Source organism: Okeania sp. SIO2C9 (genome assembly GCF_010672455.1).
Lineage (GTDB): Bacteria > Cyanobacteriota > Cyanobacteriia > Cyanobacteriales > Microcoleaceae > Okeania.
Genome location: NZ_JAAHGO010000042.1, coordinates 21,347 through 46,761 on the forward strand (window position 1 = coordinate 21,347; position 25,415 = coordinate 46,761).

Sequence of the window (25,415 nt, forward strand, 5' to 3'; positions counted from 1 at the left end):
TTTTATTTTTAATTGAATTAATTGAATCGTGATTTTTGAAGCGGTGGAAAATTATCAGGAGTTTATTCTGAATAAACTTGTTTGATTTAAGCTTTATTGGTTCCCTTCATTTTTGATAAAAAGCCTGCTCCAGCAAATAAACCTAAACCTAGTATTGCAGAAGGTTCAGGTATGTCTTCTGCTGCTTCAAATTCGTATGTCACTGTAACACTTGCTCCAGCTTGTGTAGAAATAATAGAAGCAATGTTAGCTGCACCTGTTACCGTTGCATCAGTGGAAGCAGAGAATAAAAACTCTACATTACCAGGACCAGTGAAGAAGTTTAATGCAATTTGGTCATCATAGATGTTCTCTCCAGTGAATGTACCTGTTAGTCCGCTAAAGACTTGACCAGAAGTACCTGCAAAATCTATATTACGATCATGAGCAGTTGCATCAAATGAATCTGATGCATTCACTGTTTCCTCTAGAAACAAAGGGTTTGGGAGAGTATCAGTAGACTCAAGTAACTCTAAACCACCAGAAAGATTAAAAGTTAGAGTTTGAGCTTCTGCATCCAAGCTTTCTACTAGGGCATCGCCAACGATCTGTCCATCAAAGCCGATCGTGACGTTTTGAAGTTCACCAAGACTACTATCGAATTTTTGAACTGATAAAATGACTTCAGTAATATCTGTTGGTGCTAGCTCAAAGACGTCTGTATATGTCTTAACCAGGGCATTAGCAATGCTAGCATTAGTCATTACGCCAGTAAATGCGGCTGTAGCAGTTAGACCTGCAAAGAATTTAGAGTTAATTAGATTGTTAATCATAGTTCGTTAGGTATGTGTGTGTGTAATTAGCTACTATCAAATTTATTAACAGGCCATGTTTTAGTAATACTCTACTTTTGTATTCTAGATGCACTGCCTGCGTTCCTGTATCTATTTTTATTCAACTTGAAAGTTTTATACTGTGATTAAAATCATTTTAATAAGTGATATCGATCGCTGTTTTTTAAGCTAAATAATGCATACATTATAGTTAAATATCTTATAACGTTTATTATTAAAGGCTTTTAGAGAAATAAAATTTAATCCTAAATCTGTACTGAAAGTGTAAAAAAACAGTATCAATCGTGCAAGCACTTAAGCAATATGTTTTATTTTTTACTTAAATGTAAGTGATATTCAGTAGAAATCAAAAATCTTGTCCCAGTTTAAGTACGGAATATAAAATAGTAATATTTGTTACATTAATCCCAAAATAAGCGATCGCATATCAGACATTTATCTCAACGTTGGTTGAAGACCCGCGCTCTCCCGAAGGGGAGCGTCGGGATGTTTGCGCAGCATTCCGCAGGAAAAACCAATCAATTTTGCGGTTTTTTCAATAGAGTTGTCGCTAAATAAAGGGAAAAAATAACTCTAACCTAGACAGAGCAATAATTCCAAGCATTTTTGCTATCCAATAGCTACAATCCTTACAGAACAAGGTTTTTGGGGATTTTTTAAGTTATAAAGCGACAAGTCTAATAGTGTGTTAGACTTAAAATATGGCTGCTGGACTAGCAGTGTCAGTCTGTGGAGCGCGCTTTTAGACCGAAAAGAGGCTCGACCTTGGAGGCTGGTGCATTGAAACAGAAAAGCCTAATCAGCGATGGTTAGGAATCCCGCGCTGTCACGCAAGTGCAGCGTCGGGAGGATGTCAAGAATGTGTGCATTGCATATATAGCAGAAGAAATAAAAAGGAAAAATCTGAGGTTGTCTGAGTTTTACAGCGCTTTTGCTGATTGATGACCCACATCTTCATAACCAAAACCCTATAGAGGCGTTTTGCTCCGCGACATATAAAGCGCAGCTTTGCCTTAGCAAATGGCCATTAGCTACGCACAACTACGTTATAGCGCTGCGCGCAGGCAACAGCTCCGGAAGGCAATAGGGGGAATAAAAAGCTGATCATATAAGACTTTTAGCTATTGGACAATTCCTGCAATTTGTAAATATGCCAGCGCACATTGCTATAACGCCCCTACTGTGGTCTACCGTGCAGGAAAACCGCTGTAAGCTTCTTCCTTCTTTCTTCCCCTATATAGAATAGAACCCATTTGAGATCTGTATAATTATGGTAGCCAAGTCTTTTCGCGCATCAATGAGTGAGGAAAAATCTGAAAAGGAGTGTTGAATTTTTTGTATTATTTCTCCCCACATCTTTCCTCTTCCCTCTTCCCTCTTCCCTCTTCCCTCTTCCCTCCTGTCTCCTGTCTCCTAGCTAAAAAAATTTAATATTTATGAAGATACGCTTAGGGGTTCTATAGATATCTCCACAACAGAATTTAGGGACATTTGATGAGATGTCCATACTCTACAGCACAGCGGTTCGATCAAATATGTAATTTCTGGAGATGTCTAATATAGAGACTGCGACTTAATTACTCAGTTGAGCAGGAAAATAATCTATGCTTTGGCTTTTTTTAGCTACTTCAGTAGCATTTCTTCAATCTGTTAAAGATGTTTATAACAAGACACAACTAAAAAATTTTGATGAATATATTATTGGATGTAGTCTGACATTTTTTACTGCTTTATTTTTAAGTCCCCTATTATTTTTTATTGAAATTCCTCAGTTAGGAAATAATTTTTGGTTAGCTCTATCAGTCAGTTCCTCTTTGAATGCGATCGCCTATACAACTTATCTCAAAGCTATTAAGATTTCTGACTTATCAATTATTGCCCCTATTACCACTTTTACTCCCTTATTTTTATTAATAACTTCGCCATTAATTGTGGGAGAATTTCCTAACCGGCTCGGTATAATAGGCGTATTATTAATTGTAGTTGGTTCATATTTGTTAAATATCAAAGAGAAACAGCGAGGATATTTTGCTCCCTTTCTAGCAATTATTACAGATAAAGGTTCACGACTAGTTTTATTAGTTGCTTTTATTTGGAGTCTTAGCAGTAATTTTGATAAGGTAGGTGTGCAAAATTCTTCACCTATTTTTTGGGGAATTTCTGTATTTTTCACCATATCAATTTTGCTATTACCAATTGTTTTATATAAATCCCATCATAATCTATATAAACTTAAAACTGGTGGGTGGAAATTAGTTATATATGGTATGATTAATTCCGTAGCTATGGGATGTCAAATGATGGCTATAAATTTAACTTTTGTGGCTTATGTAATTTCTGTCAAAAGAACCAGTGCATTATTTAGTGTTATTTTGGGAAAAATAATTCTCAAAGAAAAAGGCATTACAGAAAGATTTTTAGGAGCTGCAATTATGGTATTTGGAGTATTTTTAATCGGTATTTCACAACTTAATTGAAGAAGGAAGAAGGAAGAAGGAAGAAGGAAGAGGGAAGAAGGAAGAAGGGAAAAAATAAAAATAAGTAGTGAAGCACAATTAATTGTATATTTGACTCCCTACTTCCTACTCCCCATTCCCTATTCCCTTATATTTTTTATTCCCTTTTAAATAATTAGGGCTTGCTGATTAAATCTAAAAGCATTGACATATAAAGCCAAGTGCCTTTTTGGGGCCTTTCAAAAGTGCCTGGTATCACGTCTAAAACGCTCATGCATGTTAGTATTTTAGGCGCATAGTTGGGCAAAAAAAATCATTCTTACAATTGTTACCGAATTATTAATAATTAATAATTAAATAATTATGGTTTAAAGCCTCCCCTTTTAAGGGGAAAAAAGAAATAATATCTCCTTATATTCAATTCCGTAGCGGTTTTAACCAGAGGTAATTATCAATTATCCATTATCAATTATCAATTAATGAATCCTATCTCCTCTAAATTCCCTGTTCCTCCTGTCTCCTGTCTCCTGTCTCCTGTCTCCTACCCCTACTAAAAGACTAGTGAAGCGCAAACCCTAATTACTTATGACATTTAATTTACAAACAAGATTAGAAAATCATCTGAATGAAATAGTACGCGATCGCGACCCATATTTAGCATCAGGAGGACATTTTTATGTCAGACAATATATTTCTCAGCAGTTGTCACAGTGGGGAAATGTAGAAATTGATGAATTTAAGGTAACAGGCAAAACTCATCAAAATTTAGTGTTAAATTTACCTTCTATTAATAATAGTAAAAAACAGAACTTAGCACCAATATTAATTGGCGCTCATTATGATGCAGTGCCAGGTACACCAGGAGCAGATGATAACGCAACTGGTGTAGCAGTTTTACTAGAATTAGCCAGAGAATTTTCATCTCAACCATTGAAATATCCAATTAGTTTAGTTGCATTTGATATGGAAGAATATGGATTATTAGGTAGTCGTCATTATGCCGAAAAACTCCAACAAAAACAACAGCAACTTAGACTAATGATATCCCTGGAAATGCTAGGTTATTGTGACTATACTCCTGGCTCCCAAAGTTATCCTAAAGGATTAAAATACTTTTATCCAAACCAAGGTAATTTTATTGCATTAATTGGTAATTTATTGACCATTATTGATATGTTCCGAATGAGTAGAAAATTTAATAAAATAGGAACTAATTGTCAGTTTTTGCCAGTACCAAATCGAGGTTTAATTGTGCCTGATACTCGTCGCAGTGACCATGCTCCATTTTGGGATAGAGGATATAACGCTATAATGATTACTGATACTGCCAATATGCGAAACCCGAATTATCATCAACAAAGTGATACTCTTGAAACTTTAGATTTAGATTTTATCACGGGAGTTTGTCAGGGATTAATTGTCGCTATTAGAAATATTGTGTAATGTGAAATACTAAAATTTTTGCTACAAATAATTAGGTTGTTTCAAAGAGTCAGGATTCGTAGGGGCGAATGGCATTTGCACGCCCAAGAATCAGTATAAATAGCCTATATATCATTATAGCTAGAGTAAAACTCTGTTTTTAGTAAAATAAACTTTCTAGGTAAAATATTTTAAGTAGAAAAATTATTCGTACCATTCTTTTTGATCTTTCAAATAAATTATAATTGTGCCCAAAAAATCTACAATAAAAATCTCCAGAAATTAACATAAATCCTTTTGAACAAGCTTTTTAGAGACATTACATGGAAAGTCCTGACCTCAGAGATGTCTAATAGATATGAAACATGGTTTAACCAAGTCAGAAGTCAGAAGTCAGAAGTTAACCCATCCCTAGCCCCTCCCCCTCCCAGGAAGGGAAGTAGGGGATTTGAGCTTCGCTCCAAAAATATTTCGCCTTAAAAGGCGGGGTTTTAGACCCATGTTATTTTGATAAATGACCAAAACCTAAGAATACTGAATCTAGTTATACAAATTAAAGAATTAACTAGAAATTGGAGGAAAATTGTACAAAATGAAACGCTCTCTATATTTATTTATAAGTCTAGCTATTTTAGGGTTAACATCCTGTAGCGCCGTCAAAGAAATTCAGGAATTAATTGATCCACCCCCACCACCAACCCCCACAGCATCGCCTGTCAAAAAAAAAGTCAGAAAATTATTTCAGATTCAGCAAAATGGAAAATATGGGTTTATTAACAAGACGGGTAAAATAGTTATCCCTCCAAAATTCGAGCGGGTAAAAAACTTTTCAGAAGGATTAGCAGCAGTAAAAATTGCAGAAAGGTGGGGCTATATTAATGAACAAGGAGAAATAGCTATCAAGCCAGAATTGGATTCTGTTGTACGTTTTTCTCAATCTTTAGCACCAGTCAAAAAAATTGGTCAGAGATGGGGTTACATTGACAAAGGTGGACAAATGCTAATTCAACCGCAGTTTGAAGAGGCGGTCTATTTTTCTGAAGGTCTGGCACGAGTTACAATTGATGGTAAGTGGGGTTATATCGATCGAGCTGGCAACATAGTGATTCAGCCAGAATATAGAGGACAAACAGGACGCGGGTTCTTTGTTGATGGATTAGCTGCAGTGAGAATTGGCAGTGTTTATGAATATGGGTACATAGACCAGACTGGAAAAGTGGTAATTGAGGCAAAATATGATTTTGCTGGAGATTTTATCAATGGTTTAGCGAGGGTCAAAATTGGGGATAGGTGGGGGTATATTGATAAAACTGGTAGAGAGGTTATTAGACCACAGTTTGTTTTTAATCAAGAATTCTCCGAAGGGTTAGCAGCAGTAAAAATTGATGACAAGTATGGTTATATAGATATTTCTGGCAACAGAGTAATTCAACCGCAATATGATTTTGCTGGCAACTTTTCAGAAGGTTTAGCAGAAGTCAGAATTGATGACAAGTATGGCTATATCAATGCTTCTAATGAGATGATTATTGAGCCAGAGTTTGATAATGCTTTTGGGTTTTCTAATGGTATTGCAGAGGTGTGGGTAGATGGAAAAAAAGGTTATATAGATAAAATTGGTAGATTTGTCTGGAATTTAAGTAATTAGGGTTGGCGTTCAAAAGTCTTTTAGTAGGGGTAGGAGGTAGGAGACAGGAGACAACCCACCCCTCGCCCCTCCCCCTCCGGTGGAGGGGAAGACAGGAGAAATGGATTGGGAGCGAGGAGGTAGTCAGAAAAATTTTCCCTTGATTTTTCTGCCCAACTATGCGCCTAAAATACGCTTATTTTTGAGCATTTTAGACTGAAACAGGCGTACTGTTTTCGACCCTAAAAAGCCTAAAGTCTTTATAGGTTAATGCTTTTAGATTTAATCAGCAATCTCTAATTAAAAGGCTTGTTGGGAATTAATCTACAAAAGTAGCTATACCCTTTAAGTGATAAAGGGTATACCCCTTTCAGGGTTTAAATGACACAAAGACTTATATATAGCAAGTATATAGCAAGGAACGAGTTGGTGTTTGATATAGACTAATGATAAATCTTAGATTAGGCAATGTTTTTCCCACTGTTACCAGATGAGCTGTTGCCTCCTATAGTAAGCTTTTGAGTAGTTTCATTTTTGATTTCCCAACAACTCTAAATTAATACTATGTTATGGCTTTGTTGCATGACAGTAGCGTTCTTAACATCCATTCCGCAGCTTAATCGCTCTGTTTCGCGATTATTGATGTTCTATTGATCTATTGTCCAATAGTTATTACTCTGCTGAGAAAGCGTACGCTCTGTTTCGCAATTATTGATGTTCTATTGATCTATTGTCCAATAGTTATTGCTCTGCTGATTAAACCTCAAAGCTTTTACAGGTAAAAGTTTTAGCCTTTTTATGTCAAATATTGATGTTCTATTGATCTATTGTCCAATAGTTACAGCAATTTCTGCACGTTATGAAGTACATATGCACAAGCAAGAAGGTTGAAGTTAAGCAAGGTCATTTTAGTCCCTGGTATTGGATTGTAATTCACGGTAAACATCAAGGTGTTGGGGTCGAAGCTGAACATTTTCAGTTGGCACTTGAAGCTCTTGATTTAGTTGCAAAATATAGAACTGAGTCAGATAGGGAAATTCAAAAATTGGCTTTACAAGGTTTTTCAGAGTTTGTGGCTATTCAACAAAAGCTTTTTCAGGAAATTTCGCAAGAATGTTCTGAGTTCCTGAAACAGAAAAACAGGCGCTCAGAAGTTAGCCGGGGTGTTTTAACCCCTGGTTGAATAACGACACACGGATTTTAACTCGTAGTTACTTTCCGCTGTGGAGTAAGCTACAGAGACGTTGCTGAATTGAAGTATGAATGTGCGATTGTTTGGTTCTGGTAAAGCCCCCGCGCATCCCCCAATTTTGGGGGACTTTTAGAGTTTTATTCCCCCCAATTTTGGCTTGCTCGGGGGGGCTTGCATCATACCCAGAATCAGCAACGCCACTACAGAGAGTCATTTGACTTGATTTGCTTACTCTTTTTTATACTCTGGGAAATATTAAAGCCGTTATACATCTAACTTGCAAGTAATAAATATATTATCTCTTTTATTAGCAGTAGTTTTTAATATTTACCATGGAAAAAACAATGTTTTTTTAGTATAATTATGTTAATTGATTATCAATTTTAGATTGTTTTGTGCTTAAAATGATATCGAAAAAACCTATTTTTGTCAATAACGAAATGAGCTTTTTTTGAAAGTAAACAAAAGTAACTCTTGATACTAAAACCCTTTTAAAAGTTGTGATATTTTGAAAATAAGGTTGCAACATAACGACCATTAAAGGCTAAAAAAAGTCACTATTATTAAAAAGCGTTTCCTAGCGGAATGCGGAGCTAACAGCAGTTCAGCAGTTCAGCAATCAGCTTTGCGCGGAAAGCAAAGTATTCCGGAACGAAAAGGGGATTTAAACCCTTCCCAAAATTAAGCGACAAGCTAGAAGTAGGGGACGTTTTACCCAAGCTTTTCAGTCCGGAATTTTACGCAAACAGATGGCTAATTGCGCAAATTTTTAGGCTGATAACTGATAGCTGATAGCTAGTTAAATAGTAATTACTAAGTCGAAAGAGGGAAATAACTATGAGTCTAAACAAGGAAAAACATCAATCTCCTCATCATGTTGTCATCGTTGGAGGTGGATTTGCAGGGCTAGAAGCAGCTCTAAAGCTAGGAAAAGCACCTGTCAAAGTAACCTTGGTTGACAAAAGAAATTTCCATCTATTTCAACCATTACTTTATCAAGTAGCTACAGGTAGTCTTTCTCCCGGAGATATTGCTTCTCCCCTTCGCGGTGTAGTTGCAGAACAGAAAAATACCCATGTTTTGATGGGTGAAGTTGTGGATATAGATCCCGAACAGAAAAAACTATTTTTGCGAGATAACGAACTAGATTACGATACATTAATCATGGCGACCGGTGTTAGCCAGAATTATTTTGGAAACGATTGGTCAGAAAAAGCTCCAGGACTAAAAACAGTAGAAGACGCATTAGAAGTACGTCGTAGAATATTCGCCTCCTTTGAAGCTGCAGAAAAAGAATCAGACTTAGAAAAAAGAAAAGCACTGTTAACCTTTGCGATCGTAGGCGCAGGTCCAACAGGGGTAGAATTAGCAGGTGCTTTAGCAGAACTAGCTCACACTAAATTAAGAGAAGAATATCGTTCTGTTGATACCAGAGAAGCTCAAATATACTTAATTCAAAGCGGAGAAAGAATTTTACCTACTTTCAAACCTGCTTTATCCGCTAAAGCAAAATTAGAACTGGAGAAGTTGGGAGTCACTGTGTTGACTAAAACACGAGTGAGTAATATAGAAAACAATATCGTCACTGTTCGCTCTGGAGAAACAACCCAAGATATTCCCGCTCACACAATATTGTGGGGAGCAGGAGTTAAAGCATCAGCAGTTTCTCAAGCAATATCTAATCGCACCGGAGCAAAATTAGACCGTGCAGGTCGTGTTTTTGTTAATGAAGACCTGACAGTACCTGGTTATCCCAACATCTTTGTGATTGGAGATTTGGCTAACTTCTCTCATCAGGGAGACTCACCAGTACCTGGAGTTGCACCAGCAGCAATGCAGGAAGGAGATTATGTAGCAACTCTGATTAAAAAGCGGTTGAAAAATCAGACTTTGCCTCCATTCCACTATACTGACTATGGCAGTTTGGCGGTTATTGGCCGTAACCAAGCCGTTGTACAATATAGAAAAATTCGTTTTTCTGGTTTCCCAGCTTGGATAGCTTGGTTGTTTATTCACATTTTCTATATGATTGAGTTTGACAACCAACTCATTGTAATGATTCAGTGGGCCTGGAGTTACTTTACTGGTCAAGGTGGTGCTCGTCTGATCACTGAAAAAGGAAGCAATAAAAATAACGAAGGCGATGGTCGCTATACTCCTCTTGTGACGAGTAAATCATCTGCTGAAGCTTAACTAGCTATCAGCTATTAGCGCTTCCCTACGGGATGCTACGCAAGCAGCTATCAGCCTAAAAAGGCAGTGCGGCCGATAATTGTATCTGGCAAGCGGAGCATTCCGGACCGAAACGCTTTTTAAGGTTATATAATTTAGCGATCGCCTTTCTATCGTTCAGAGAGGAGAGAGGGGCGATCGCTCTTGTATTTTGTTTTCTAACTAAATAGAGGGACGTTCCATGGAACGTCCCTACTGTGTCCTACCCAAATGAAAACCGCTGTAATTTCCATTTCTCCTGATATCAAATCCGGTTAATTGTACATAGAATCTGGTTATATAATATCTGTTTATACTTTCTTAAATTACTTCAATATTTAATCTTCCCTGCTCCCCCACTCCCCTACTCCCCTACTCCCAAGTATATAGAACCCCTAAGCGGATCTATTTAAAAGGGAGTGTGGGAAGTGTGGGAAGGGTGGGGAGTGTGGGGAGATGGAAGCATTATTCTACCTGCTTGGTGCGCATTCCCGAAAAGGAGTCAGCATTCCCCAAGGGAGCTGACGGCAACGCGGGGTCTGACCGCTTGTGACTTGCCTCCTTCAGAGGAGCTGCCCTAGCGTCGTCGCGGGGTCGCATCCGCTTTTTCTCCTATCCTATTTCTGGAACTCCTGATATAGAATCCGGTTATATAGTATTATGTTCATTATTCAATCTCCCCATCTCCCCATCTCCCCATCTCCCCCAACAATACAATTAAGTATTCAACTGGATTTGATATTACTCGTTACTCGTTACTCGTTACTCGTTACTCCTTACTCCTCAGTAATACGATAACTAATTACCCGGATTCTATATGACTCGGTCCTCCTGACTCCTTTGCCAAAAACTTGTACCTTTGCAAAGATACGGTTAGGGATTCTATAATAACAACCGGATTTGATATGACTCGGTCCTCCTGACTCCTGACTCCTAAATATAAGTTTGAAGTTCCGACCGTAGGAAAGTGTCAACCCGCTGATATTCTGCCTGTGCCTGAGATAAAATCTTATCCGCTGCTTCTGTTGTACCTTCATGCCCAATATATTCTAACTCTTTGCAAAGCTCAGACAAATTAGTGGCTCCCACAGAAGCACTACTAGATTTCATACTATGAGCAGATATTTGTAGTAATTTTGCCTGTTGTTGTTTAATTGCTTGACTCATTTCATCTAAAAGTTTAGGTGAATCTTCCAGATAACAATCAATTACTTCTACTAAAAGCTCTGAGTCACCTCCAGCCATTTCCTTCAACTCTTGCAGCACTGCTAGATCGACCACTCCTTCTAACTCTGCTTGAGGTAAAACATCTTTTTCAGTTGTTGTTTCTGGGAGACCATATTTACTTAAAACTGTAGTCAATGCTTCTAAGCGAACTGGTTTACTAATATAATCATCCATACCAGCAGCTAGACAATTTTCCCGGTCGCCCCGCATTGCATTAGCTGTCATCGCGATAATATGGGGGCGTTTTTCTTTTTCCCATTCAGTACAAATTTGGCGTGTAGTAGTCAAACCATCCATTTCTGGCATTTGTACATCCATCAGTACCACATCATAAGATTGACGACGTAAAGCTGCTAATACCTCTAAACCATTAGCGGCAACATCAGCTCGATATCCTAAATTTTTGAGAATATTAATTGCTACTTTTTGGTTAACGACATTATCTTCAGCTAATAGAATTTTCAGAGGTAATTTTTCTGCTAACTTGACATTTGATTGAATTTTAGATTTTTGGGTACTATTAACTATACCCCCTGTCAGGAGACCTACTAAAACTTTTTCTAGTTGAGATTGTTTAATTGGTTTGTTGAGATAAGCAGTAGCATTGATATTAACGTTCTGAGTAGAGTATTCTAGTTGACTTAGAGAGCTGAGAAAAACTAAAGGTAATTTTTGACAATTCGGTAACTTGCGAATTTTATTAGCCAGAGTGAAGCCATCCATTTGAGGCATTTGTACATCTAGAATAGCAAGATCAAATTTCTTTCCTGACTGTAATAAATTTATCGCCTCTTGCCCACTACCTACAGCTTGAGAAATCATACATAAAGATTCTGCTTGAAGTGTTAGCACTTGCCTGTTAGTAGCATTGTCATCTACAACTAACAAATGTTTATTTTTTAATATTGTTTCAGTTTCTGATTTCTTACCAAGACATGAATTTTCAGCAACAGCAGTAGCTACTACAGTGAAAAAGAAAGTCGAACCAACTCCTGCTTCACTTTCTACCCACATATTTCCTCCCATGATTTCACTTAACCGCTTGCTAATAACTAACCCCAATCCTGTGCCACCATAGTGACGAGTTGTAGAAGCGTCAACTTGACTGAAAGGTTTGAACAGACGATCCATACGATCTTGAGGAATACCAATACCAGTATCTTTAACCGCAAATTGTATTTCGTAGACAGCAGAGCAAGGAATATTTGATTCTAGACATTCTGTTTGATTGGGAATGGGACAATCCCTTTTTTGGGAAGGGTTTAAATCTTGATTTTGAAGTGAAGCTGTTACTGATACTATCACTTCCCCAGTTTCTGTAAATTTAACTCCATTGCTGAGGAGATTAACTAATACTTGACGTAATCTAGTTACATCTCCTACTATAACTTCAGGAGTTTGTGGTTGTATTAGATAAGCTAGCTCTAATTTTTTTTCGGCTGCTTTTGGAGCTAACAAATCTAGACATTCTTCTATACAGCTTCGGATATTAAAAGGTTGTTCCTCTAAATCTAGTTTACCAGATTCAATTTTAGAGAAATCAAGAATATCATTAATTAAGATCAATAAAGCATCTCCACTGTTGCGGATAATTTCTACAAAATCTTGCTGTTGTAGGTTTAGCTCTGTGTCTAAAAGTAAACCTGTCATCCCAATGACTGCATTCATTGGAGTCCGGATCTCATGGCTCATTGTTGCCAGAAATTCACTTTTGGATCGGTTAGCAACTTCTGCTTCTTCTTTCGCAGCTCTGGTTCGATCTTCTGCTTGCTTATTCTCTGTGATGTCTGTTATTGTGCCAACAGCGCGATAGGGTTGACCTGATTCGTCACAAATACGTTGTCCTTTGGTAAATATCCAGACATAATGTCCATCCCGATGTTTGATGCGATGGGTATTTTGATAACGTTCTGTTTCTCCTGCTAAATGTGCTTCTACATCTCTGACGGTTGCTTCTAGATCGTCTGGATGTATATTATCTGACCAAGTAGATAAAGTATGGGGAAGTGGATCGTCTTCATGGCCAATAATTCTCATCCAGGTAGGTGAGTAGTAAACCTGATTTGTTTGTATATCCCAATCCCAAATACCATCGTTTGTACCAGAAATAGCAAGTGCATAGCGTTCTTCGCGATCGCTCAAAATAGATTCTATCCGGCGACGTTGAAGAATTTCTGCACTGAGGTCTTGATTTTTTTTATGTAGTTCTTGAGTTCTTTCCCTGACTCGGTTTTCTAGAGATTCATTTGTGTGCTTAATTTCAGTAAACTTTTCCTGTAGAGCTAATACCATTAACTGAAAGTTAGCAGTAAGAGTATTAATTTCTGAGATTCTACTCTTCTTTGGCAAACCTATAGGTACTTCTTGATATAGCAGTTTTTGAGATAAGTCTGTGGTTACTTGTGTTAGTGTCAATACTGGCGCTACTAATCTTTTGCTCACTAAGACTGATATAATTAATCCTACCAATGCGATTATTTGCATTGTCACCAGATTTTTAATATAACTAGTTTCTAGAAAGTCTATATAGGTTGCTGTTGGTAAGGTGACATATAAATTCCAAGGAAGATCGTCACTAATTTGTATCTTTTTTCCATATAAAGATTTTTTCCATCGTTTCATCTTTGGCATTCCTGGTGTTGTTGGTTGCCACTTAAAAATATCTCTATTGTATTCCACTTTTCCTGTTTCCAGTAAGTCAAAATTTTTCTCCGTAGTTACCTCTGAGTGACTCTCAGCAATGATGTATTCTTTGCTATCGACCAGTATTGTTTCTATTTCTTTTATTTGATTATTTAGTTGCCGGAGTTTACCTAATCCAGCTATGCTTAGAGAAGCATAAGCTATTCCCTGGAAGTTATTATCTTTGACTATTGGTACTATGATACCTATATGGGGTGCAGTAGATGCTCGATCTCTATGAATATCTGTAATTTGTGGTTGCAACTCTTTAGCTAGTTTGCTCCAACCATACTTATCAGATATGTTCAAGTTGAGTAATGATTCTCCAAATTCATTCAATGCAGGTTCGGCAGCAATTATATTACCCCTAGCATCAGTAACATATACTTTTAAAAAAGAGCTAAATGCTTTTTTCATTACTAATGTACTTTGTTGGAGAGTAGATATTTCATCATCAGGTACTTGAGCTGCTATTTTTGCTAACTCTTCAACAGCATACAAGTGTTTTTGATACCAAAACTGTAAATTATTTACCAGAGGAATTGTTGCTGCATTTAGTTCTTTTTGAATATCTTTTTCTACTATTGTCAGTATATGTTGGCCATTAAATATTGTGAGGATTAAAGCGGGGAATAAAATAAATGCGACTAATAAGTTAAAAATAGTTTGTTGAAAAGAGATTTTCTTGTAATGTTTAGATAATTTTAACAGTTGACGTATGGGTAAATAACTGATAATCAAGTTAGCAATTAAGGCGTTTAAAAAGCCATTAATTGACTGCTTCAACATAATTAATACAGTTTGTGTTGTACCTACGTTCAACACTAATCCGTAAAATAAAACTACTAGAGGCATCCCAATCAAAAGCCAATATATTCCATCTAGTAAGACTATATTTTGCAAACGGCGACGCTTTAACATTATTCCCACAAACATAGCTTCCAGAGTAAAGATAACGATTGCATAGGGATGGTGCCAGAGGAAGTATGTGTGGCTACTGACGATTAAAGCGGCTATTGTTCCCCATATAGCTCCATAGAGTTCGACTATCATCAAAACTGCAATACTACCAAAGAGAAAATCTACCCCAAAGAATAAAGGTAATTTGAAATAATTGCCTAAATAACCTAAGATGATTAGTAATATCAATCCGAGTTGGACTGTGAGGCTAGTATTTTTTACAAATTTGTTATGTTTATGGAAAAAGTTCATTTTTTTTTAACTTTAGTTTGTGGAAATTCTCAATATTCATTAAATTACATTGAACTTGATGGCATTCAAGTCGTCTACATTGGGATAATTAAACTCCGTAATTATCCAGAAGTTTGAACAATAAATATTATATTAACTGTCTTGATATTAATCTATTAATGAAAAAATAGCTACAGAGATAAGCTGATAATTTGGTTAAGGTTAAGTTCTGATCATCAGTTATAATACTGTAGGTTTGGTTTTGCTGCGCAGCATTAAAAGCTATAGCGCAACCCAATATTATTATTGGGTTATATCAAATCCGATCAGGTTCGGTCTAAAAAAATGTTTCACTTGAGCGCCATTGCCAAATCTTTCTTTATATCCCCATCTCCCCATCTTCTCCTCCTGGGAGTGGTTAGGGGTTGGTCCCCATACTATGAATCTAATTATACCAATGCTACCAGATTTGATATTATTCTGGGGGAAGCAAATTTTACTCAAGCTAATTTACTCTAGCTATGTCAAGCAATTTTTTATTATAAGTATTTAAACGAAAATGATACTAATATCAAATCCGTTTAATATCATGTCCAGTAGCATCGGTATTGTATAGCAAAGGTAGGAAACAGGGAACAGAGAACAGGGAACAGGGAACAGGGAACAGGAGGAAAGCTTAAGAAATAGTAAGAAAAAAACTTAAATTCCCTGTAGATATTCACGCTAACTTTTACACAAACGATTGCCTTCGGACATGATATAATTAGGACTTGCTGATTAAATCGAAAAGCAATGTTCCACCTGAGCGCCATTGCCAAATCTTTCTTTAGAGAACCCATAAGTTTTTTTCTTGCCTGTTGCCTGTTGCCTTCCGGAGCTTTTGCCTACTTACTATACAAGACCGATGCTACCGGACATGATATGACTTCTAATTATATGCTCAAAATAACATGGGTTGCGCAACCCCGCCTTTTAAGGCGATCGGGTTTTTGGAGAGTTGCTCAAATCCCCTACTTCCCCTCCACGGTCGGGGGAGGAGCTAGGGGTGGGTTAACTTCTGTACGTTGCCAATCCGACGGCTCTCCTATCTGACTTCTGACTTGTGACGCGCGTTAAGTCCGGTAGCATCGGAGCGTGTATAGAATTAAGTTTCAATTGAAAGAAACTCTTCAGCATAGCTGTCTTCCTTCCACCAAATTATAAGTATTCAAGCGGAAATGATATTATATAGAATCCGGTTATATAGTATATGTTCATTATTCAATCTCCCCATCTCCCCATCTCCCCATCTCCCCCAACAATACAATTAAGTATTCAACTGGATTTGATATTACTCCTAACTCCTAACTCCTTACTCCTTACTCCTTACTCCTCAGTAATACGATAACTAATTACCCGGATTCTATATTACCACTAAAATCTTACAACTGAAATATGATTGCTATAAATATGTTTATTGTTGATAATTTATCATTTTGATGTTGATGATAAACTACCAACAATAACTCACAAGTATTAACTTCTGAGATTTACTTGAAATTTATCAACCAAAGCATCTCGTACCTTTTGCTGAATTGGATCAATATCTGCATCCGTAAGAGTACGATCGCTCGTCCGATAGATTAACCGAAATGCTAGACTCCTTTGACCTTCAGGTACATTTTCACCCCGATATTCATCAAATAATTCTATTGACTCTAATAACTTCCCAGCAGACTCAGAAATTACCTGTTTGATCTCATTCACAGACACCTCAACTGACACAAAGAAAGCAATATCTCGGTCAGCAGGTGGGAATGTAGAATAACCGCTAAACTTGCGCCTCAACATATCTGCTTGAGTCATCACTGACAAGAGTAGCTCTAAATTAAGTTGAAAAACATAAACCTCATCTGGTAACTCTCGCTCCTGTCGTAGTTGAGGATGCAATTGCCCGAATACACCGAGTGATTTACCTTCCAACCATAATGACGCTGTTCTCCCTGGATGCAATAAAGGATTTTCTGAGCTTTGTTTATATGCAACTGCTAAATAGAGACGTTCAAACACTTGTGTCAAAATACCTTTAGCTTCAAACCAACTTAAAGGTTGTTCCCGACCACCGAGCGTCCAACTTTTGGGAGCATTGCTAATAATTCCGGCGATCGCATCTGCTTCCTGAAATTTTTCTCCCTGTTTCCAGAAAATACGACCTATTTCAAACCCATTTAATGCTCCATTTCCTTGTTCGAGATTATATTGAAAAGCATCAATAAGTCCAGTTAGTAACTCTGTACGGAGAGCAGAATATTCCACAAATAGAGGGTTAGCGATCGCTATTTGATTTTCCCCACCTTGCTTAACCAAAGAATAATGCATCAATTCTGTTAACCCTGCTCCGCGGAAAGCTGCTCTGAGATTAAGCACCGCAGACTGTTCCGGTGGTAAATAACCCGCAGCACTTTTGCTGGGTAAAGTTTCACAGAAATTATCATATCCATACAAACGAGCGACTTCTTCTATCAGATCAATTTCCCTTTCTAAATCTCGATCACGATATGGAGGTACTGCAACATTCCAAACTACTTCCTCTGTAGTCTCCGATCTAATTAAACCACATCCTAAAGATGTGAGAATACCTTCAACTTCTTCTGGTAGGAGACAAGATTCATACAAAGTACCTTCTCCGCGCTTCAGCGGTCCTAAAATTTCATTAATTCGGTTGAGACGGAGGGATAATTCACGAGTTACTGTCAGGTGGTCTCCTGCCGTGCTAAAAGTTTCTTGAGTAGTAGCATTTCCGCCAGCTAATTCAGTAATCAACATAATAGCACGACGGCACGCTAATGCTAATTCAGCTTGATTAACCCCACGTTCAAATCTAGTTGATGCTTCTGTACGCAGACCTTGAGTCCGAGCTGAACGACGGATGGCGATCGGAGCAAAAATTGCTGCTTCCAATAATATGTTTGTGGTCTTGTCATTAACTTCAGTTTCTTCACCACCCATTACTCCAGCTAAAGCAACTGGTTTGTCATTGGCCGTAATCAATAATGTTTCAGCTTCCAGGGTGCGCTTTTGACTATCTAGGGTAGTGAGAGATTCATCAGGTTTTGCATAACGAACTCCTATTGTCAACTGCTCATTACCTGTGAGGGTTATTAGCTTGTCTAGGTCAAACCCATGAAGTGGTTGACCCCACTCTAACAAAATATAGTTAGTAACATCTACTACATTATTGATAGACCGGATACCTGCAGCATCCAATCGTTGCTTTAACCATCCTGGTGAAGAAGCAATTTTTACTCCTTTAATAACAGTACCAATATAGATCGGGCAAGCTGCCGACTCTGAGATATCTATTTTCAGACTACTGGAGCTTTCTTGGTCTGTAATCAGAGTGCCAGACGCTTCTGGTATTCTCAGAGATGCTCCTGTCAAGGCCGCCACTTCTCGAGCAACGCCAATCATACTGAGAGCATCAGCACGATTTGCCGTTGTTGTCAAGTCTAAAATTACATCGTCTAGACCAAGTAAAGGCCGAACATCACTGCCTAACTTAGGATTTTCTAACTCAAAGATATGAATTCCTTCAGCATCTTTTGTTAAGCCCAATTCTGCCAAGGAGCAAATCATCCCTTCAGAGGGGACACCTCGCAGTTTACTCTTTTTAATTTTCAAGTCAATTTTCGACAAATAAGTGCCAATAGTCGCTACTGGCACATAAATATCTGCTTTAGCATTAGACGCTCCACAGACAATATTTAATGGCTCTGCTTTACCAATGTCTACTTGGCAAACTTTGAGTTTATCAGCATTAGGATGCTTATTAGCTTCTAGTATTTTTCCTATGACTACCCCGGTTGCCCAGGTACTTCGATATTCTATTTCTTCTACCTCAAAGCCTGCCATTGTAAGAGTTTCGGCTACGTCTTCAGGAGAAATTTTGATGTCTACCAGTTCCCGCAACCAGTTCAGAGAGATACGCATTCTTTAATAATTCCCGATCTTTAGGCGCAGTAGAGCAAGATATTTGCTCTTAGGCCATATTTATAACTTCAAGTAACATTTTATCTCTCTGGTGGGTGGGGTCATAATTTGTCGAACTTTTAATTTATCGTCGGTCTTTATGGTCAATGGGATATGGCAAAGAAAGCGCTATATGTTCTATCATCAATAGAGGGTAGTATTTAGTTAGTAGTTGGCCTTAACCTGCCACTAATTAATTCTGTATGCCAATACTTCCTTTAACGGTTAGATCCTTTTCCTGACTTATAACTTCTTCTTCCAGCATTACAAAAAGTAAAAGTAACATTTGTCACTTTATTAATTACTAATTAACTCAAATAATTATCAGTTAAAATTTTTAACCTATATGTATCTACTTTTGACTTTTGTGGAGGTTGCAGATACAGAACTCAAAAGTCATATTAATGGTTTCGAGTAACTCATTAGTATTACGGATTGCTATTTTTGATTTTTAATATTTGATGCTTCTACTTTTCTGTCCTGGCTAAAATACCTTTTCTGATTCTGGAAATAGTTGATTTAGAGATTAACTTAATCTTAATCAAGAATTTTGTGATTTGAGATAATTTGGCAAAATAACTATAAACTTTAATTATATTATCATCTTACTATTACATAAGTATAATGTAATATATCTAGATTATTAAGTTAATTATTCAAAATCAACCTATTTAAAAAATGTGTAGTATACCTACCTCTTGTTAGGAAATATATATAACTATACTATAACTATATATCTGGACTCATCAAGCCGGGACTACGAGCAATGTATGAAATTTTAGATAATAAGCTTTGTGTAAATCAAAATAAATTGGCCTTAGTTTAGTGAAATTAGTGTGAAGAGATTGATCATTCAAAGAAAAATTCAAGTTAATATTTTTGCATAATATGAGCTACTGTATAAATCCTGCCTGTCCTCAACCTCAAAACCCAAATAGTGTAAATAGGTGTCAAGCTTGTGGTTCAGAGTTGATTTTGCGCGATCGCTATCAAGTTATTCAACCTCTTGGTAAAGGAGGTTTTGGAGCAACTTTTTTATCTAAGGATACTTCCTTGCCAGGAGATCCAATTTGTGTAATCAAGGAATTGCGTCCATCGACAACAACGCCAAATGTATTAGACATGGCGCGAAGACTATTTGAGCGAGAAGCTGAAACCCTGGGAAAAATTGGCCATCATCCCCAAATACCTAGATTATTGGGTTATTTTGAGTGGAAGAAACATTTTTATTTAGTTCAAGAATATGTAAGTGGCTCAACATTAAAACAGGAAGTCAAAAAACAGGGTTTACTTAATCAAGAACAAGTTAAACAATTTTTGCTCGAGATATTGCCAGTAATAAGTTATATCCACAGTCAGGAAGTAATTCACCGAGACATTAAACCTGCTAATATCATTCGGCGGAGTCAGGATGGTCATTTAGTTCTGATCGACTTCGGTGCAGTGAAAGATCATGTTAATCAAACTCATCTTGCCAGTGGTGGTACAGGAGAAACTGCTTTTACAAATATTTCTATTGGTACTTCTGGTTTTGCTCCACCAGAACAAATGGCTTTGCGACCTGTATACGCAAGTGATATTTATGCCCTAGGAGTAACTTGCATTTTTCTGCTGACAGGAAAAACTCCAAATAGCCTTGGTTACGATCAGATAAATGGTGAAATTCTCTGGCGCCCTCTTGTTAATATTAGCGACTGGTTTGGGGAAGTATTGCAGAAAATGCTAGAAGTTTCCGTGCGACATCGCTTCCAGTCAGCAGAAGAACTTTTAAAAGCATTGAAGAAAAAAGAATCTGAGAAAAAACAGGTTGAACCAACTCCAGATAATAATCTAAATACAGTATTTAGAGAAGAGGAAACAGTTTTTCATGACAATGAAAATGATTTTTCCTGGATGTCTCCTAATACTCAAATTGCTCAAAAAATTCGAGAACGCAAAACTCGTTTAGAAAAAAAACCTGCAGCTCGAACTCGACCTCAGATGAAGATGAGGAAAGAAGTTACTAAGGGATATTTGACAACAGTTTCTCCAAAAAAGACTACACCATTAAATTCTAAAACTCCCGAGAAATGGACTGCTGCAACGTTGCGTAGTGCTTATGCTAAAGGTAGAAGAGATTTTGCTGATTGTAATTTAAGTCGCTTGAATTTGCGTAATGCCAAGTTGTCTGGAGTTAATTTTTATGGAGCTAATTTACATCAAAGTAATTTGCAAGGTGCAGATTTGTCCGATGCTAATCTTGGTCATGTTAATTTAACTAATACTACTCTCAAAAATGCAAATTTGACTAAGGCTTATTTAAGTACAGCTAGTTTGGCAGGATGCGATCTGCGGGATGCAGACTTGACAAATGCTTATTTGAATGGTGCGAATTTACGAGGAGCAAATCTGTGTGGTACTAATCTTAATCATGCAATAGTAAATCAGAAACAACTAGATATGGCAAAAACTAATTGGTGGACAATTATGCCCAACGGTAAAAGAGGTTCGGGATTCTAAAATAGTGCATATTTACTAATATATATAATATAATAGTGGCCGAAAAATTTTCAGGAGTTGCTTCATGCTCGAAAAATTTTTTTATGCCACGATAATTACGTTATTACTGCCTATTTTATTAGGTATATCACCTTTTTCCAAACCTCAAAGTTTGAATTTTAAGGAAATAATATCATGTCCGCTTGAATACTTATACTGTGGTGGAAGGAAGGCAGAAGCCAAAAGGCAGCTATGCTGAAGGGTTTCTTTCAATTGAAACTTAATTCTATACACGCTCCCATAGGACCGGACATGATATAACATGGAAAAACCTAAAAAATGACGGGAGGAAGTACGCAGCGCCTGTTTTAACGGCTGGATGAATAACGACTGGAGTTTAGACTAAATAGTTGAATATAAAATCAAGTAAAGGATTGAAAAAATCTGGACTATCAACAGACGTGAGAAACAATTTTTGATCTCAATTAAGCAGATTTGACATTTTTTGTGTCTTTTTTGTGACTTTCAAACTTGCCACTACCTTTTTTGACTATCGGATATCGTTTTCTTTTGTGACGAAGTTGACCTTTATTCCAGCCTGGAGATTTTCCACGGGGTTTGGGATGTGCAGAAAATATTTTGGAATTAGGGAGAAAGAATGACTGGGAATACTAGAAACCCACGTCGAATGGCGTGGGATCTTTTTAGTAATATCAAATCTGTTTAATTAGGTATAAAAATATTGTCCATCTTCACCATTAGGAAATCTTGATATAGCGTTTCTCAGACTACTGAGGTACAGTTGTTTTTCTTCTTTTCTCACAGGAGTGCGCGTCTCCTTGCGACTGTCGTTGTCGCGGGGTCGCACCGCTATTCTCTGTTTTTCCTCTTGACTGCTCTATAAAACTGATACAAAGCGTTACATAACGTAACAACCCGATGTTTACTTCCTGCTTCTTGTGAGGCCGTCGGCGGTTACTCATCCACAGGCATTCATGCACAGGCATTCACGGTCGAGCCGACCGCATGTCTTGAGTGCGTCTTACATTCTGAGGAAACCTCGCCAATTAGCACTCGCTTTCTTAAATTTATACTGGCGTTTAAATCTCTATCTATTGACCACCCACAGTCGGGGCAGTCATAAGTTCTCAGATGCAAGGGCATGTCTTGAACATGACCACAGTTAGAACAAGTCTTTGATGATGGAAAAAATCTGTCTACTACTACTAATTCACAGTCGTACCATTGACACTTGTATTCTAGCTGTCGCCTAAACTCATAAAATCCTTGATCGGCTATAGATTTCGCTAGCTTATGGTTGGCTAACATACCAGACACATTCAAATCTTCAATCACAACAATGCCGTGGTTCTTGGCTAAATATGTTGTCAATTTATCAAGTGCATCTTTGCGGATGTTAGCTATTCGTCTATGTTGTTTGGCTAGCTTGACTACAGCTTTGTACCAATTGCTTGAATGCTTAACTTTCTTACTCAGTTGTCGTTGTAACGCGCGCTAATCTGTTTTGCGCTTTTTTGTAAGGCTTAACACTCTCGAAGACTTCACCTGTACTTAGTGTTGCTAGTGTCTTAATTCCTAAATCTACACCTACAACTTCTGTAGTTTTTGGTGTTGAAGTCGGAGTAAATTCAAAAGCTAAACTTAAATACCAATCACCAGCTTGTCTGCTGATAGTTATTTTTTGAGTTGTTGCTTCACTCTTGTTCATAAGTTTTGACTATACCAATAAAAGGTAACTTGTGACTCCATCCGTTTAATTCTATTGGTTTTCCACTGGTTTTCAATCGTGAATGAATCAGACTTACCTTTCTTCTTATATCTTGGATATTTACCCAACCCTTGGAAGAACCTCTTAAATGCTTCACCCAAGTTAGTAAAAGCATATTGATAAACTTTAGATGACAAGTTTTTCATCCAAGGATAAAGTGGTTTTGTGTGATTGGTAAAAACCTCTCTGAGCTTACGGACGTTTGGTTTATAACCATCAATATATGCAGCATTCCACAGACCTTTTACCCCAGTTATAACACCAGCGTGAATAGCCTGCGTGTTGAGCCATCAGAGTCTTCTGTTTATTATTAAGTTTCAGCTTTGTTAATCATGGATTTCATTCCTGAGTGAGTGCAGCCTGTCTAAAAGTATGCTTAAGAGCGTATTATATCGTTATTCTCTGATTAAGTCAATGCTCCTGACTCCTATGTCCAAAAGATTTTATATCAAATCCGTTTAATTCGGTATACAAAAATGTTCCATCTTCCACCATTACCAAATATTTCTCTCACTCCCTATCTCCCCATCTCCCTATCTCCCCATCTCCCCATCTAATTACACCGATGCTACCGGATTTGATATTATACTGGTGCTACCGGATTTGATATAACCTCAAATTTTATACTTTTTAATAAAAATCTAATGGCTTCCTGCCCATGTCACCCATTTGCGAGAAACACCTAAATGAGAGCTAGCTGCACTTAATTCTGCTTGATTAACATTTGCTGCGGTCAAATCTGCGCCACTCATTTCTACTTCATTCAGGTTTGCTCCAATTAAGTCTGCACCAGTAAGGTTAGTACTGCGCAGATCTGCTCGATTCAAATTAGCTCGTGCTAGGTTTGCTCCTGTCAAGTCAGCACCGATTAGATTAACATCACTTAAATTTGCGCTACGTAAGTCTGCATAACTAAGATCGGCACCAGATAAATTTGCTTGACTTAACTCAGCTCCACTTAGTTTGGCCCCACTTAAGTCAATCCCGCTTAAATCAGCTTGATTTAGATTAATCATAGTCAGTTTTACCCCACGCAGATTTGCATTACTGAGACAAATTCCTCGGAAATAACGTTTTCCTATAGAGTAGCGACTTAGGAATTTTTGAGCATCCATATTTTTCAACTCCGTTTGATAAAATTAGTTTTTTAAAGATTGTTTGTTTTTTCATGGTGGCAGAAACATAAAAAAATGTAGCTAAAACTACACAAAAGTTTAAAATTTTATAAATTTGTATGAAGCTCAATTTATATCATGTCTGGTTGAATAGTTATAAATAATAGACATCTCCAGAAAATAGGGAACAGGGAACAGTGGTGCGACCCCGCGTCGGCAACAGACGCAACGGAACGCGCACCAAGAGAGAGAACAGGGAACAGGGGGAAATAATTGATAATTTATGGATAAGAATTGATTTTATTTTTGATTTTCACTCCTATGTCTAATAATGGAGGAGTCAGAAGTCAGTAGTCAGGAGTTATATCATGTTCGGTTGAATACTTATAAATAACTTAGCGAGAAGTCAGGTAGGGGAATCGTCGGATTGGCGGCGTACAGGAGTCAGAAGTCAGGAGGGAAGAAGAGAGAGTTTTAATGCCAAGGGTGATAAATGTTTGCTACATTTTCTTGAGCGGGGGAGTAGGGGAGTAGGGGCGTTAACGATAGTTATAGCAATGAGCGCTCAGGTATTTACAATGTCCAGCTCAAAGTGCAGTAAGCGAAAAGGTGTACAAAAAATAATGTGTAATATCATGTCCGGATAAGAGCTATCTGGAAAAAACTTATCATGAGTGCTTCAACAGTAAATCTTTCGGCGTTGCTGATTCTGGGTATGATGCAAGCCCCCCTAGCCCCCGAATTTTGGGGGGAATAAAACTCTAAAAGTCCCCCAATGCGCGGGGGATGCGCGGGGGCTTGGCCAGAACAAAACAATCGCACATTCATACTTCTATTCAGCAACGCCAATCTTTCTATTTTCCCTGCCTCCCCTACTCCCCTACTATCTTAATTATAAGTATTCAACCGGACATGATATAAATATGCCAGCGCACATTGCTATATGCGCAAGCTAAGGCCCTTACAGGAGGTTGCATGCAACGTCCGAGAACGAGAAGTAAACATAGGAACAAGCAATGCCTAGCATCCTGCCCGCGAGGGAGCAAGATGCTCCCACTACCGTTTCTGGTAATAAAAATAGGTTGTCCTGCTCGCTAACGTGTGAAGATATATTTTTTTTAATTTTTTCCCACACTCCCCACACTTCCCACACACTCTCTACCATTACAATGCACCACCACCAC

13 protein-coding genes and 1 pseudogene are annotated in these 25,415 nt (G+C 37.6%); 6 read left to right on the plus strand and 8 right to left on the minus strand.

Going from position 1 to position 25,415, the window contains the following annotated elements; translation table 11 throughout:
• Positions 1–86: 86 nt before the first annotated feature.
• Positions 87–743, minus strand: a complete 657-nt coding sequence (locus F6K23_RS25975) for a choice-of-anchor E domain-containing protein (protein ID WP_293161176.1) — start codon at positions 741–743, stop codon at positions 87–89.
• A 1,694-nt stretch (positions 744–2,437) separates the two neighbouring features.
• Here F6K23_RS25975 and F6K23_RS25980 point away from each other — a divergent pair.
• The 5 genes from F6K23_RS25980 (at position 2,438) to F6K23_RS26000 (ending at position 9,723) form a co-directional block, all read left to right on the plus strand.
• On the plus strand, positions 2,438–3,310 hold the full coding sequence (locus F6K23_RS25980) for an EamA family transporter (protein WP_293161178.1): 873 nt from the start codon (positions 2,438–2,440) through the stop codon (positions 3,308–3,310).
• A 564-nt stretch (positions 3,311–3,874) separates the two neighbouring features.
• Positions 3,875–4,732 carry a M20/M25/M40 family metallo-hydrolase gene (locus F6K23_RS25985; protein ID WP_293161180.1) on the plus strand — a complete coding sequence of 286 codons (858 nt, stop codon included), beginning with the start codon at positions 3,875–3,877 and terminating at the stop codon, positions 4,730–4,732.
• 571 nt (positions 4,733–5,303) lie between these two features.
• Positions 5,304–6,359 (plus strand): WG repeat-containing protein, encoded by a 1,056-nt coding sequence (locus F6K23_RS25990; RefSeq protein WP_293161182.1) that lies wholly within the window; start codon positions 5,304–5,306, stop codon positions 6,357–6,359.
• Between the two features lie 838 nt (positions 6,360–7,197).
• Complete coding sequence (locus F6K23_RS25995; protein ID WP_293161184.1) at positions 7,198–7,521, plus strand: hypothetical protein; 324 nt, start codon at positions 7,198–7,200, stop codon at positions 7,519–7,521.
• An 846-nt stretch (positions 7,522–8,367) separates the two neighbouring features.
• Entirely contained in the window at positions 8,368–9,723 is a 1,356-nt protein-coding gene (locus tag F6K23_RS26000; protein ID WP_293161186.1) for an NAD(P)/FAD-dependent oxidoreductase, read from the plus strand.
• A gap of 483 nt (positions 9,724–10,206) precedes the next feature.
• Here the strand turns inward: F6K23_RS26000 and F6K23_RS26005 are convergent, their stop codons facing one another.
• The 3 genes from F6K23_RS26005 to pheT all read right to left on the minus strand — a co-directional run bounded on the left by F6K23_RS26005 (position 10,207) and on the right by pheT (position 18,810).
• Positions 10,207–10,341 carry a hypothetical protein gene (locus F6K23_RS26005; RefSeq protein ID WP_293161188.1) on the minus strand — a complete coding sequence of 45 codons (135 nt, stop codon included), beginning with the start codon at positions 10,339–10,341 and terminating at the stop codon, positions 10,207–10,209.
• A gap of 333 nt (positions 10,342–10,674) precedes the next feature.
• Positions 10,675–14,862 carry a response regulator gene (locus F6K23_RS26010; RefSeq protein ID WP_293161190.1) on the minus strand — a complete coding sequence of 1,396 codons (4,188 nt, stop codon included), beginning with the start codon at positions 14,860–14,862 and terminating at the stop codon, positions 10,675–10,677.
• Between the two features lie 1,494 nt (positions 14,863–16,356).
• On the minus strand, positions 16,357–18,810 hold the full coding sequence (pheT, locus tag F6K23_RS26015; RefSeq protein WP_293161192.1) for a phenylalanine--tRNA ligase subunit beta: 2,454 nt from the start codon (positions 18,808–18,810) through the stop codon (positions 16,357–16,359).
• A gap of 927 nt (positions 18,811–19,737) precedes the next feature.
• Here pheT and F6K23_RS26020 point away from each other — a divergent pair.
• Entirely contained in the window at positions 19,738–21,348 is a 1,611-nt protein-coding gene (locus F6K23_RS26020) for a serine/threonine-protein kinase (protein WP_293161193.1), read from the plus strand.
• Positions 21,349–22,054: 706 nt separating this feature from the next.
• Here the strand turns inward: F6K23_RS26020 and F6K23_RS26025 are convergent.
• The 4 genes and pseudogenes from F6K23_RS26025 to F6K23_RS26040 all read right to left on the minus strand — a co-directional run bounded on the left by F6K23_RS26025 (position 22,055) and on the right by F6K23_RS26040 (position 25,396).
• Positions 22,055–22,195: a hypothetical protein gene (locus F6K23_RS26025; RefSeq protein ID WP_293161194.1), complete on the minus strand. Its 141-nt coding sequence runs from the start codon at positions 22,193–22,195 to the stop codon at positions 22,055–22,057.
• A gap of 125 nt (positions 22,196–22,320) precedes the next feature.
• Positions 22,321–23,407 (minus strand): annotated as a pseudogene (locus F6K23_RS26030) (RNA-guided endonuclease InsQ/TnpB family protein).
• Between the two features lie 350 nt (positions 23,408–23,757).
• Entirely contained in the window at positions 23,758–24,231 is a 474-nt protein-coding gene (locus tag F6K23_RS26035) for a pentapeptide repeat-containing protein (protein ID WP_293161195.1), read from the minus strand.
• A gap of 961 nt (positions 24,232–25,192) precedes the next feature.
• On the minus strand, positions 25,193–25,396 hold the full coding sequence (locus tag F6K23_RS26040; protein ID WP_293161197.1) for a hypothetical protein: 204 nt from the start codon (positions 25,394–25,396) through the stop codon (positions 25,193–25,195).
• Positions 25,397–25,415: the final 19 nt, after the last annotated feature.